Source organism: Candidatus Competibacteraceae bacterium (genome assembly GCA_016713505.1).
GTDB lineage: Bacteria > Pseudomonadota > Gammaproteobacteria > Competibacterales > Competibacteraceae > Competibacter_A.
This window is the reverse complement of record JADJPA010000001.1, coordinates 2,140,369-2,153,177: the sequence shown is the minus strand read 5'-3', so window position 1 is coordinate 2,153,177 and position 12,809 is coordinate 2,140,369. Positions and strand designations below refer to the sequence as shown.

Below are 12,809 nucleotides of genomic sequence, written 5' to 3'. Positions count from 1 at the left end.
AGGGTTGTTGTAATGACTCTACCCAGCTTGATGGCCGAGGTCATTTAGAGAGCTTGGTGAGAAACAGCACGGCTCGATAAACAGGTCAGTAGCGAACTCGTGAGCGAAATCACTCCAATCAATTCCGTCCTGGTCCGCCATTTCCGGCAGATCCTGCTATGGCCCTTGCAGATCATGCGCGCTCGGGCCGGGGAGCCGCACCTCCCGAAATACTGGGAGCTCCTGGAGGAGATGGGCGACGCTTGTCCCTGGCGCGAGGTGGACGACGAATTCGGCGACCCCGATGATTTTCAGGAGCGTCATTACAAGGAATTCATCACCTTTCTACCCTACGTGCAGCGCTTTCTCTACGGCGAGGGCGGCAGTCGCGAGGGCCGCTCCGGCTACGGCAAATCGCCGATCCGGGTCTTCCGACGCCGCGATATCGCCCGCATGAGGGTTATGCTCGACCAAAAAACGCCGCCGCTGCTGTTCCAAGTGGCGCACGTCGACCTGCATTTCTTTTACGATCTCGACATCATCATTCTGGCGGTGGAGTTCTTCGCCAACGATCTGCCGCTACTGTTGGTCCAAGAGGTGCTATTCAAGGTCGGGCGGGCGTATCCGGCGTTTTGGGAAGCGGATGGCACGGGCGGGCAATGCCCGTATCGGGTGGAATGGCTGTCCGCCATCGGCGAAGTGCTGGCGGTGTCGGATTACGAAAACCGTCGAAAATATTTGCAGTTCGTCTGCTGGAACCGTTCGCCCAACGTCGCCGCGCACTGGGAATTTTTACTGCGGCCCTTGAGCCTTTATAACGCGGGCGAGCAGGGGGTCTTGAGATACCGGCAAATCGAATATCATCGGATGCCGCTGTTGGCTTATATCGGCGTCAACGATCCACAGGCCCTGACCCGCGGCGATTTTGCCCGACTGGCTTTGATCGCCAAGTCGGGCCCTTCCGAGACCTTGCCGTATTCCGAAACCGAGATGGTCAATTTCGAACGGCACTACTGCTACGACAAATTTTGGGATCCGACGAATCCGGCGCTCAGCAGTCGCTATCTGTGCTGCGGTCATGCCTTCGTGGTGGTGGGCAAGGCCAGCGAGCGCTTTTTCGCCGATCCCGAGACCGGCCTGCTCGGGCAGTTTCGCCACCAATATTTCCTGGTCAATCTGATCGCCCATTTTCACAAGGCGACCTTGATGCTGTTTTCGGAATGGCTGGTGATGGCGATCAGCCAGCTCGATATCCGCGACATGGATTCGGTCAAGACCTTCAAGCGAGAAATTCGCCGGATCATGGAAACCTTCCTGCGCTTCACCCACCGTTACTGGTTTCACGAAGTGTCTAATCAGGCGCAAGCGCGCGATCTGTTCCGCATGTTGACCGGCCATCTGGATACCGACCGGATTTATGAGGATGTCAGCGCGGCGGTGAAGGAGATGAATCAATACCTGGATAGCGACGGCTTGCGGCGCCAGGCGAACACCGTGGTCCGCTTGACCGTGGTGACCACCTTGGGGTTGATCGCCACCGTCGCGACCGGCTTTCTCGGGATGAATATCTTTGATGAAGCGGATAATCCTATCTGGGGCAAGATGCTGATTTTCTTTGGCGTTCTCGTGCCCAGCATACTGTTGGTGATCTACGCCGTGACCAAGTCCAAAGCCTTGTCGGATTTTCTGGAAGCCTTGTCGGACGATCGCTTGCGCTGGCGCGATAAATGGGCCGTGTTGTTTCGCGTGTTTTACCAGCCTCGGGACAAACGAGGTTGATGGCTGTCGTTTGAGGCGCGGCCGCAATGGAACGCCTCGATCCGCTTTACATCCCGCTGAACGATTTCAATCTGGTCGAGGCCAGCGCCGGGACCGGAAAAACCTATACGCTCACCGCGTTGTACCTGCGGCTGGTGGTCGAGGCGGCGATTCCGGTCAACCGGATTCTGGTGGTCACCTACACCAACGCCGCCACCAAGGAATTGCGCGACCGCATCCGCGAGCGGCTGGGGCAACTCCGGCTGGCTTTCCTGGGCGGGCACGCGCCTGAGGACGACGAACTCGCCACCCGCCTGCTGGATTTACTGCCGGACCGGGACTTGGCCGTCCGGCGTTTGGCCAATGCCGCCCGCGGCTTCGACGAAGCCGCCATCTTCACCATTCACGGGTTTTGCAAGCGGGTGCTCGGCGACAACGCCTTTGAAAGCGGCTTGTCGTTCGACACCGAACTGATGGCCGACACCGGCGAGTTATTGCAGGAAATCGTCGATGATTTTTGGCGGCGGGAGCTGTATGCCGCCTCGCCGGCGGTCGTGCGGTATTTCCTGGATGAGCGCTCCAGTCCCGAACGCTTGCTCGGCGAGATCGAGCGGCATTTGGGCAAACCGTATTTGCAGGTGGTGACGCCGGGTGGCGAACAGGATGGCGCGGCGCTGGAACAGCGCTTTGTCGGGGCGTTTCAACACGCCAAGGCGTTATGGCTGCAAGAGCGCGCCGGCATCGAGGCGTTGTTGCTGAAATCACCCGCGCTCAACCGGCAAAAGTACGGCTTGAAGTCGTTGCCCGGCTGGTTCGAGACCCTACACCGATACCTGAGCTCGGAAACGCCCGGACCGGCCTTGTTCGCAAAGTTCGGCCAGTTCACGACGACCAAACTGCAAGACTCCGCCAACAAAGGCAAAACCGCGCCCCAGCACCCTTTCTTCGACGCTTGCGAAGCGCTGAAAACCGCTTGCGAGGCCCTGGCGGAGTACTGCCGGTATCAGATTCCGGTCAAGTTGTTGGCTTACTGCAACGCCGAGCTGGCGGCGCGCAAGCGGCAACAGCAACTGCAATCCTACGACGATCTGCTGATCGACCTGCATGACGCCTTGCACGAACGCCGCCGAGGGACGGCGCTGCTCGACACCTTGCGCCGCCGCTACCACGCTGCCCTGATCGACGAATTTCAGGACACCGATCCGGTGCAATACGCGATTTTTCAGCGCATTTACGCCGGAACCAGCAAGCCCGTGTTCCTGGTCGGCGATCCAAAACAGGCGATTTACAGTTTCCGGGGGGCGGACATTTTCGCCTACCTGACCGCCCGCCGCGATGCGCCGCGCCGCTACACCCTCGATGTGAACTGGCGCTCCGATCCGCGCTTGCTGGCAGCCCTGAATGCGATCTTCGGCGCGGCCGGCCGACCGCCGTTTTTGTTCGAAGGTATTCCGTTTCACCCAGCGCGGCCGGCCGAGCGAAAACGCCGCGAACCGCTGTGGTTACAGGGTCGCCAGGAAGCGCCGCTCCAGCTTTGGCTGCTGGAAGCGGAGGGCGACAAGCCGGTGACCAAGGGGCTAGCCAACGAACGCATCACCCAAGCGACCGCTTCCGAAATTGCCCGGCTGTTGAATTGGGGGGCTCGCAACCAAGCTCGCATCGGCGAACGCCCGGACGCAGAGGATGGCCGGGCGCTGGCCGGGGGCGATATCGCCGTGCTGGTGCGCAGCCACCGACAGGGGCGCCTGATCCGCGATGCCTTATTGCGCCTGGGCGTGCCCAGCGTCCAGCACGCCGATGACAGCGTGTTCCTGTCCGAGGAAGCGCGCCAGTTGGACTGGTTGTTGGCGGCGGTGGCGGAGCCGGGCAGCGAGGGTGGGGTACGCGCTTTGCTCGCCTCTGACCTGTTCGGCCTGAGCGGCGAGGTGCTCTATCAGTTGCGCGAGGACGAACGAGCCTGGGCGCGCTGGCTGGAAAAGTTACAGGATTACCGACAGTTGTGGTTCGAGCGCGGTTTCATGCGCTTTTTCCGCGCCTGGCTGATCGGCGAAGGCATCTCGCAACGGCTGTTGGCTTTTCAGGACGGCGAGCGGCGGTTGACCAACTTGCTGCATCTGGCCGAACTGCTGCATGTGGCCAGTCGGGTCCGGCCCGGCTTGACCGGCTTGGGCAAGTGGCTCGGCGAGCGCCGACGCTTGCCCGGCGGTCAGGACGAAGCGCAGCAGTTACGGCTGGAAAGTGATGAAAACTTGGTGCGGATCGTCACCGTCCACAAAAGCAAGGGTCTGGAATATCCGGTGGTGTTCTGTCCGTTTCTGTGGAGCGGCCGGTTGCAGGCCGCGGATAGTAAAAACAGCACCTTGCTGTATCACGATCCCCACGACCCGAGTCGGACCTTTCTCGCGTTCGGCGTGGGCGAGGCGAGCGAGGCCCGCCAGCACGCGCGGGGCGAGGAAATGGCGGAAAACCTGCGGCTTTGCTACGTCGCGCTGACCCGCGCCAAGCAGCGCTGCTATCTGGTGTGGGGCCAGATCAAGGATGCGGCGACTTCACCGCCCGCGTGGCTGCTCCATCATCCGCCGGTGGTGGGACCGTCGCAGGATGCGTTGGAAGTGACCCGGCAACGCTTCGAGGAGCTCACCCCGCAGGCCTTTTACGGTGATTTGCAGACCGCTTTCACGGCGGCGCTGGATGAAGCGGTAGCTATCAAAGCCTTGTCGCGGGATGTGGGCCAGCGCTATCAGCCGCCGACGGCGGTCGAACCCGAGTTGCAGGCGCGGCTCTGGACGGGTTCCTTGGCGGAGTCCTGGCGGGTGAGCAGCTTTACCGGGCTGGCCGTCGGCCATTCTGGCGAACTGCCGGATTACGATATGGCGACCGCTGTTGTGGAACCGGTCGATTCGGGTGAAGCTGCCGCCGCGGTTCCCGGTCACGGCATTTTTGATTTCCCGCGCGGCGCGCGGGCGGGAACTTGCCTGCACGCGATTTTCGAGCGCCTGGATTTCACCCAGAGCGACCCGGCACGGTTGGAGGAGTTGGTAGAGCGAATGCTAAAGACTCACGGTTTGGACGCGACGGCGTGGACGGCGGCGGTGTCGGGCATGGTGCGACGGGTGCTGGAGACGCCGCTCGACGCGCGCGGCTTGCGGTTGGCGACGGTTTCAGCGGATCGGCGGCTAAACGAACTGGAGTTTTATTACCCGCTCGCCAACCTCCGCGCCGATGGCTTGCGACGAGTTTTGAGCCGGCACGGTCGCGCCGGTCCGTGGCGTGAGCTGATCGAAACCTTGGAGTTCAATCCCTTACGCGGTTATATGAAGGGCTTTATCGACTTGGTGTTCGAGGCGGACGGCCGGTTTTATCTGGTCGATTACAAGTCCAACTGGCTCGGTCCCGAACCGGCCGCCTACCGACGCGCGCGGTTGGAGGAGGCGATGGCCCGTGAAGCCTACGTGCTGCAATACCTGATTTATACGGTGGCCCTGCATCGTTATTTGCGCCTGCGCGTGCCGAATTATGATTACGAGCGGCATTTCGGCGGTGTGTTCTATCTGTTTCTGCGCGGCATGGGGCCGGAACTGGGAGCGGATTGCGGGGTGTTCCGCGACCGGCCCGCACCGGCGTTGGTGGAAGCGTTGGATCGGTTGATAGCGATGGGTCGCTAAGCGTTTGCGTCCAGCGGAGTGATGGCGGTAGTGAGCGAATCTCAGGGCCCGGACGATCCCGTGGCGGTTTTGCACGGTCTCGGCCTATTGGCCGATCTCGATGTGCACTTCGCCCGCTTCGTCAGTCGGTTGGCCGGCTGCGGAGGCACCGCATCCGAGAAAGCGGGTCCGACGGTGCGGGCGCCGCTGGAACTGGCGGCGGCGCTGGCCAGCCGCGCCACCGCTCAGGGCGATGTATGCGTCAATCTGCGGCAGTGGGCGTGGCGCTGGAACGCGGGAGCCGTCGGATCAGCCGCGGTCGCGTCGCCCCCGATCGACGAATGGCTGAAAAATTTGCGCGCCAGCCCTGTGGTCGGTTGGCCGGGCGAGCGCCATCCCCTGATTCTCGACCGACGCGGACGGCTTTACCTTTATCGTTATTGGGGCTACGAGCGACAACTCGCCGGTGATTTACTCGAACGCACCAATACGGATTTGGCGGGAACGGATGAGGCGCGCTTGCGCGCTGATCTCGACCGCTTGTTTCCCCGGCCGGCGGAATTAAAGGGACCGGATTGGCAGAAAGTCGCGGCGGCGGTCGCGGCGCTCAAGCAGGCGTGCGTGATTTCAGGCGGACCCGGCACCGGCAAGACCAGCACGGTGTTGCGCATTCTAGCTCTGCTGGCCGCACAGGCCGGAGCGCGACCGTTGCGCATCGCGCTGGCCGCGCCCACGGGCAAGGCGGCGGCGCGCTTGCAGGAGTCGGTCCGCGCCGCCAAACCGGCGTTGCGGCTGGCTTCGGAGCAAGCGGCGCAAATTCCCGAGGAGGCGTTCACCTTACACCGGCTGCTCGGCGGCCGGCCGGATTCGGCGTCGTTTCGCCATCACGCCGAAAATCCGCTGCCGCTGGATGTATTGGTGGTGGATGAGGTGTCGATGGTCGGCTTGGCGTTGATGGCCAAGACCGTCGATGCGCTGCCGCCGGAAGCGCGGTTGATTTTGCTGGGCGATAAGGATCAATTGGCCTCGGTGGAAGCCGGTTCGGTGTTGGGCGAGATTTGCGCCGGGGCCGGCCGGTTTTCGCCGGCGTTTCGAGAGCGCTTGGCGGCGGTGACCGCCGAGGCCCTGCCGGAGGGTCGAGAGACCACCTCGCCCTTGGCGGATGCGATCGTCTTGCTGCGCCACAGTTTTCGCTTCGGCGCGGCCAGCGGCATCGGCGCGCTGGCGCGGGCGGTGAATCGCGGCAACGCGGCCGAAGCGCTGGCGTTGTTGCAAGATGTTCGATATGAGGACATCGATTGGCGTTTGCTGGAGGATGGCGAAGCTCTGCCCGAACGTTTGGCGCACCCCATAGCGGCCGGATTCACGCCCTATTTACAAGCGGTGGCGAGCGGCGCGGAGCCGTCGGTCGTGTTCGAGCGGTTCAACCGCTTTCGGGTGTTGGGGGTGTTGCGCAACGGGCCGTTCGGCGTGGTGGCGCTGAACCGGCTGTGCGAGACGGTCTTGCACGAGCGGAGCTTGCTCGATAGCCGCCAGCCCTGGTATGCGGGCCGGCCGGTGATGATCGTGCGCAACGATTATAACTTGCGACTGTTCAACGGCGATATCGGCATCACCCTGCCAGACCCGCACGATTCCGGGCGGGTAAAGGTCTATTTTCTGGGCAGCGACGGCGCCTTGCGGGGGTTCGTCCCGGCGCGGCTGCCGGAACATGAGACCGTTTACGCGATGACGGTGCATAAAAGTCAGGGTTCCGAGTTCGATCATGTGGTGCTGGTGACGCCGGACGAGCCGTCGCCGGTGCTCAGTCGGGAACTCATCTACACGGCGCTGACCCGCGCCAGGCAGAGGGTGAGTTTTTACGGGGTTCTAGCCGTGTTCGCGGCGGCGGTGGAGCGGCGGTTGCGGCGCTCGTCCGGGTTGCGAGATCGACTGTGGCTGGAGCCGAGGCTGGGCGGGCGCGGGACGCTTTTCCAATAGCGGTCGGCGTTGAGATACCCTAGGGTTTGGTTGCCCAGCCCCGGTTGTTCCGCTGCTGTGAAAGATTGGGTTTCGGCGTGGTCCTTGCCGGACCAGGTGGCCTCGCGGCTGGTTTTGACAGCGGGGGAAGAAAGCGGGTTAGCGGGAATCAAAGCGGCCTGTCGGGATATTAAGCTTCAGCCCTTTCGTTAGGCCGCCTCGTAAACAGTACCTAATGCGAGATGGTTTTCTCAGTCACGTTGGTGATGGTTACTTTGCCGTTTGAGGCGACCTTGACTTCGTAGCTGCGTACATCCTCGCGCCCCTCCTGTAGGAGGTGGACCGAATACGAAGTCGTCGAGTTCTGAACGACGCGGCTGATTCCACCGCCGCCGCGCATGGAATAATTCTTGTCCACGTCTTCGAGTATCGCTTGGTAAATACAAACTGATTGTTTGATCGCGTCCATCTTACAGTTCCTCGTTGCTATGGCATCGGCGCTCGCTTTCTTCGACGGCAAAAACCCGGTCAGCCAGAAAATCGCCACTAGCGCGGCGGCAAAGGCCATGGTCCTACTTGTTACCGGCATCTTCGTTCCCTCGTCAGGCGGCCCGGCGGACAGGCCGTATCGTAATCATCTTGCCCGCTTGTACTTCGGCGGCGGTGCGCGGGTAGTGCCTCTTCATCTTAGCAGGCCAGACCGAGGTTATTGAGGCAATTGGCATCTGTAGGGTCTGGCGCGGCACAAAGCCAGGAATCGATTTAAGGGCTGTGTTAAGCACGGTCATAAGCAAATCCACATGCGCGAAATTCCGCAAGGCCTCTCGCCAGGGATACGCATTTTCTTCCCTAAGCTCCATCCCCGATCCCATTACCGCCTTCATGTCAACATCGGCAATCCCGTAACAGGCCGAGGCATTGGTGTCGGTTGAGGGAAGGCAATGCGGCTTGCCTACATCAACGTGGTCGAGGCCTAAAAGGTGGCCTACCTCATGCACATGAGCGCGCTGCATCACTGGCTTGCTTTTGCTGTCGGTTTTCTTCTGGACGAGGTTTGTATCCTTACTGTCGTAGAGCGTTGAATGCGAGCCGAACCAGTTCTCGCTCGCATGAAGGCGCACCACGTCGATCGTGTGGTGGTTGCCGGTCACACCCGCATCGTTGCCGATCAATTTGAACCGGCACCAAACGTTCGGGTAATAGGTCTCCCCGCCTTTGGTAAAGGCAAAGGCCCCGACATCGTTGATTAACCAGAACTTGCCGTGCCAGAAAGATTCGGCGGATTGCGTAAAATTCGTCTTCCATGTCTTCCAGGAGGCGTCGGTCCATTTGATGATCTTGCGCGCGGGTTTGGTGGCATCGCCATAGTCGTGATAGCTTCCCTCGGCCGCGCCGCCCGCGGGGTTAATCTGGCGAAAACCCATCTTGAGCGTGAGCGTGAGCTCCGCGTTGTTGTAGGGGTCGCAGACATCGGTGTTGAGTTCGGCATCGAACCGTTTGAAAGACAGCTTGCTTTTCATCGATTTCTCCGAAAATCGCGGCAGTGATGAAGTAAAGAGGGTAAAGCTGAAAAGTAAGGTAATCGAATCGTTCGTTTATCGCCGTCCTAACGGGATAAAAGAAAGCAGCGAGCGCTTGGGTCGGATGCCTGCCAATATTTCGAGATCGTTGCCCACATATCCTTTTTGTAGCCTTCGCGTCGCGGCGACCATTCGTCGGTTTGTTAGTTTGGTTTGCTCATAAATGGGCGGTTTAATCAAGAACCATGCCAGGCCATGTAAGCTGCGCTGGCGCTATCGAGGATTGCACGGTCCGACTTTCACGGCGCGTTTCAAAAGGCAATGAGGTACTGAGCGCTGGTGGCGGAGAGTATGGGTCTGCTGGAGGCCAGAATGACCCGGTAATTTTGAGCGGTTCGGGCAGGGTTGGTCTTGTAATGGAGCTTGGCAGCCAAATTCCAAGGTCGACCTATCGGGAGGCATCAATCGGCGCACCGGCGAACGGCGAACAGTCCAAAATTCGGGCTGCCGCCCCGACATTTTTCAACGGCGACACCGCCAGCACGCGCGGTTTGAGCGTTTCGCCAGCCGCGTTCAACAGCTTGATAAGCGCCGGATAAAACCAGGTCTCCTTGACGCCGCCGCCGGTGGTCCGGATTTCGGCCAGGGCGACGAAATAAGTTTCAGCGGGTGAGTTCATGGCGGCGGTCGCGATGGTGGGATGGTGAGGACATTGCCAAAGCCGGATTGAACGGGGCGAGAGAACGTTGAATTACGGCATTTTCCGCCAGATGATCGAACTTGACATGCTTGGGTCGCCTGCTTATAGTTCCGCCTCTTTGCAAGCCCGGATATTTTGACTAGCGCAGGCCCGCTGCCGGGCACACCGAATTTCTAGTTCGATTGGAGTAGGGGGCGATGGCCACAATCAATCAGTTGGTACGCAAGCCGCGCGCCAGCAAGCAAGCCAAAAGCAACGTGCCGGCGCTCGAAAGCTGCCCGCAGAAGCGCGGCGTATGCACCCGCGTTTACACCACGACGCCCAAAAAACCGAATTCCGCCTTGCGCAAGGTGGCGCGCGTGCGCCTGACCAACGGCCAGGAAGTGACCAGCTACATCGGCGGCGAAGGCCACAATTTGCAAGAGCACTCGGTGGTGCTGATCCGCGGCGGCCGCGTCAAGGACTTACCCGGCGTGCGCTACCACATCGTGCGCGGCAGCCTGGACACCTCCGGCGTCACCAAGCGGCGGCAGGGGCGTTCCAAGTACGGCGCCAAGCGGCCCAAGACCTGAAATTCGCTTTAGCAGATCGAGACGGTTATGCCGAGAAGAAGAGAAGTTCCCAAGCGCGTCATTCTCCCCGATCCCAAGCACGGGAGCGAGATGTTGGCCAAGTTCGTCAACATGGTCATGGAGCGCGGCAAGAAATCCGTTGCCGAAAGCATCGTCTACGGCGCGCTGGATGCCATGGCCGAGAAGGGCAAGGAAAACCCTATGCAGACGCTGGAGCAGGCGTTGGATAACGTGCGGCCGGTGGTCGAGGTGAAGTCCCGCCGGGTCGGCGGCGCCACCTATCAGGTGCCCATCGAAGTGCGCTCGATCCGCCGCAACACCCTGGCCATGCGTTGGCTCATTGACGCCTCCCGCAAGCGCGGTGAAAAATCCATGGCCCGCCGGCTGGCCGGCGAGCTGCTGGATGCCGCCGACAGCCGCGGCGCCGCCGTCAAGAAGCGTGAAGACGTGCATCGCATGGCGGAAGCCAACAAAGCCTTCGCCCATTACCGATGGTAAGTCCGAAGGATTTCCGAAGGCTAGAAGGATTATAGAGTCGTGGCACGTAAAACCCCCATCGAGCGCTACCGCAACCTCGGCATCATGGCCCACATTGATGCCGGCAAGACCACGGTGACCGAGCGCATCCTGTTTTACACGGGCGTCTCCCACAAGTTGGGTGAGGTGCACGATGGCGCGGCGACCATGGATTGGATGGTGCAGGAGCAAGAGCGCGGCATCACCATCACCTCCGCCGCGACCACCTGTTTTTGGAACGGCATGGCCGGCCAGTTCGACGAGCATCGGGTCAACATCATCGACACCCCCGGCCACGTCGATTTCACCATCGAAGTCGAGCGTTCGCTGCGGGTGCTGGACGGCGCCTGTGCGGTGTTCTGCGCGGTCGGTGGCGTCGAGCCGCAATCCGAGACCGTCTGGCGCCAGGCCAACAAGTACGGTGTGCCCCGGCTGGCGTTCGTCAACAAGATGGACCGGGCCGGCGCCGATTTCCTGCGGGTGGTGGGCCAGATCCAAAGCCGCCTGGGCGCCAAGCCGGTGCCGGTGCAACTGCCCATCGGCGCGGAGGACCAATTCAAGGGCGTGGTCGATCTGGTCAAGATGCAGGCCATGAACTGGGATGAAGACAGCCTCGGCATGAAGTTCGAGTACGTTGACATCCCCGCCGGGCTGAAAGCCGATTGCGAGACGTGGCGGGAAAAGATGGTCGAGGCCGCCGCCGAAGCCTCCGATGAATTGATGGAGAAGTACCTGGAAGGCCACGCGCTCAGCGAAGAAGAAATCTACGCCGGAATTCGCGCGCGCACCCTCAAGGGCGAGATCGTCCCCGCCTTGTGCGGGTCGGCGTTCAAGAACAAGGGCGTGCAGGCGATGCTGGACGCGGTGATCCGCTACCTGCCGTCGCCGGTTGATAAACCGCCGGTCAAGGGCGTGCTCGATGACGCCGCCGAAAGCGCGGGCGAGCGCCCGGCCGACGACAGCGCGCCGTTTGCTTCATTGGCGTTCAAGATCGCCACCGATCCTTTCGTTGGCACCTTGACGTTCATCCGCTGCTATTCTGGCGTGGTCAATTCCGGCGATACGGTTTACAACCCGATCAAGAGCCGGCGCGAGCGCATCGGCCGCTTGGTGCAGATGCACGCCAACAGCCGCGAGGAAATCAAGGAAATCCGGGCCGGCGATATCGCGGCTTGCGTCGGCCTGAAGGACGTGACCACCGGCGATACGCTGTGCGATTCCGATAAGGTCATCACCTTGGAGCGGATGGAATTTCCCGAGCCGGTGATCTCGGTGGCGGTCGAACCGAAAACCAAGGCCGATCAGGAAAGGATGGGTGTGGCGCTCAGCAAGCTGGCGCAAGAAGACCCGTCGTTTCGGGTCCACACCGATCAGGAATCGGGGCAGACCATCATTTCCGGCATGGGCGAGCTGCATCTGGAAATCATCGTCGACCGGCTCAAGCGCGAGTTCAAGGTCGACGCCAACGTCGGCAAACCGCGCGTCGCCTACCGCGAAACCATCCGCAAGGCGGTGGAGCAGGAAGGCAAGTTCGTGCGTCAGTCCGGCGGTCGCGGCCAGTACGGCCACGTCTGGCTGAAGCTGGAGCCGCGCGAGCCGGGCGCCGGCTACGAATTCGTCAACGCCATCGTCGGCGGCGTGGTTCCCAGGGAATATATCCCCGCCGTGGACAAGGGCGTGCAGGAACAGATGGAGAAAGGTGTGCTGGCCGGCTATCCGGTGGTGGATGTCAAGGTCACGATTTTCGACGGCTCCTACCACGAAGTGGATTCCAGCGAAATGGCCTTCAAGGTCGCCGGTTCGCTGGGCTTCAGGGAAGGCGCGCACAAGGCGGGCGCGATCTTGCTGGAGCCGATCATGAAAGTGGAAGTGGTCACCCCCGAGGATTACATGGGCGACGTGATGGGCGATCTCAACCGCCGGCGCGGCATCCTCCAGGGCATGGACGATTCGCCGTCGGGCAAGGTGGTCCGCGCCGAGGTGCCGTTGGCCGAGATGTTCGGTTACGCGACCGACTTGCGCTCGGCCACCCAAGGTCGCGCCACCTATTCGATGGAATTCGCCAAATACCACGAAGCTCCCGCCGCGATTGCGGAAGCGGTCGTCAAGAAATCATCCTGAACTATTGTGTTGAACATTTGTATCGGTCGGAGTGAGTACG

At 61.3% G+C, this 12,809-nt stretch carries 9 protein-coding genes; 6 read left to right on the top strand and 3 right to left on the bottom strand.

Annotated features, from left to right (window positions below; genetic code table 11):
- Window positions 1–99: 99 nt before the first annotated feature.
- The 3 genes from IPK09_09790 to recD are packed head-to-tail and all read left to right on the top strand — an operon-like array spanning window position 100 to window position 7,361.
- Entirely contained in the window at window positions 100–1,758 is a 1,659-nt protein-coding gene (locus tag IPK09_09790; GenBank protein MBK7983905.1) for a hypothetical protein, read from the top strand.
- 26 nt (window positions 1,759–1,784) lie between these two features.
- A complete protein-coding gene (gene recB / locus IPK09_09785) occupies window positions 1,785–5,402 on the top strand; it encodes an exodeoxyribonuclease V subunit beta (protein MBK7983904.1) in 3,618 nt (1,205 codons plus the stop codon).
- A 21-nt stretch (window positions 5,403–5,423) separates the two neighbouring features.
- Window positions 5,424–7,361 (top strand): exodeoxyribonuclease V subunit alpha, encoded by a 1,938-nt coding sequence (recD, locus tag IPK09_09780; GenBank protein ID MBK7983903.1) that lies wholly within the window; start codon window positions 5,424–5,426, stop codon window positions 7,359–7,361.
- A 211-nt stretch (window positions 7,362–7,572) separates the two neighbouring features.
- Here the strand turns inward: recD and IPK09_09775 are convergent, their stop codons facing one another.
- From IPK09_09775 to IPK09_09765, 3 genes are all read right to left on the bottom strand, one after another.
- Complete coding sequence (locus IPK09_09775; protein ID MBK7983902.1) at window positions 7,573–7,908, bottom strand: hypothetical protein; 336 nt, start codon at window positions 7,906–7,908, stop codon at window positions 7,573–7,575.
- Between the two features lie 34 nt (window positions 7,909–7,942).
- Entirely contained in the window at window positions 7,943–8,860 is a 918-nt protein-coding gene (locus IPK09_09770; protein ID MBK7983901.1) for a hypothetical protein, read from the bottom strand.
- A 448-nt stretch (window positions 8,861–9,308) separates the two neighbouring features.
- The gene (locus IPK09_09765) at window positions 9,309–9,539 is read right to left on the bottom strand and encodes a hypothetical protein (GenBank protein MBK7983900.1); all 231 of its coding nucleotides are present in this window, start codon (window positions 9,537–9,539) and stop codon (window positions 9,309–9,311) included.
- Between the two features lie 218 nt (window positions 9,540–9,757).
- Here IPK09_09765 and rpsL point away from each other — a divergent pair, with 218 nt between their 5' ends.
- Genes rpsL through fusA form a run of 3 tightly spaced genes read left to right on the top strand, consistent with a single transcriptional unit; the run spans window position 9,758 to window position 12,769 of the window.
- Window positions 9,758–10,132, top strand: coding sequence for a 30S ribosomal protein S12 (gene rpsL / locus IPK09_09760; GenBank protein ID MBK7983899.1), 375 nt, complete (start codon window positions 9,758–9,760; stop codon window positions 10,130–10,132).
- 27 nt (window positions 10,133–10,159) lie between these two features.
- Window positions 10,160–10,630, top strand: a complete 471-nt coding sequence (gene rpsG / locus IPK09_09755) for a 30S ribosomal protein S7 (protein ID MBK7983898.1) — start codon at window positions 10,160–10,162, stop codon at window positions 10,628–10,630.
- A 39-nt stretch (window positions 10,631–10,669) separates the two neighbouring features.
- The gene (gene fusA, locus IPK09_09750) at window positions 10,670–12,769 is read left to right on the top strand and encodes an elongation factor G (protein ID MBK7983897.1); all 2,100 of its coding nucleotides are present in this window, start codon (window positions 10,670–10,672) and stop codon (window positions 12,767–12,769) included.
- Window positions 12,770–12,809 lie beyond the last annotated feature (40 nt).

Coding starts and splice junctions, on each gene's coding strand:
- recB (MBK7983904.1), top strand. CDS start 1,785: ATGGAACGCCTCGATCCGCTTTACATCCCGCTGAACGATTTCAATCTG.
- recD (MBK7983903.1), top strand. CDS start 5,424: ATGGCGGTAGTGAGCGAATCTCAGGGCCCGGACGATCCCGTGGCGGTT.
- IPK09_09775 (MBK7983902.1), bottom strand. CDS start 7,908: ATGGCCTTTGCCGCCGCGCTAGTGGCGATTTTCTGGCTGACCGGGTTT.
- IPK09_09770 (MBK7983901.1), bottom strand. CDS start 8,860: ATGAAAAGCAAGCTGTCTTTCAAACGGTTCGATGCCGAACTCAACACC.
- IPK09_09765 (MBK7983900.1), bottom strand. CDS start 9,539: ATGAACTCACCCGCTGAAACTTATTTCGTCGCCCTGGCCGAAATCCGG.
- rpsL (MBK7983899.1), top strand. CDS start 9,758: ATGGCCACAATCAATCAGTTGGTACGCAAGCCGCGCGCCAGCAAGCAA.
- rpsG (MBK7983898.1), top strand. CDS start 10,160: ATGCCGAGAAGAAGAGAAGTTCCCAAGCGCGTCATTCTCCCCGATCCC.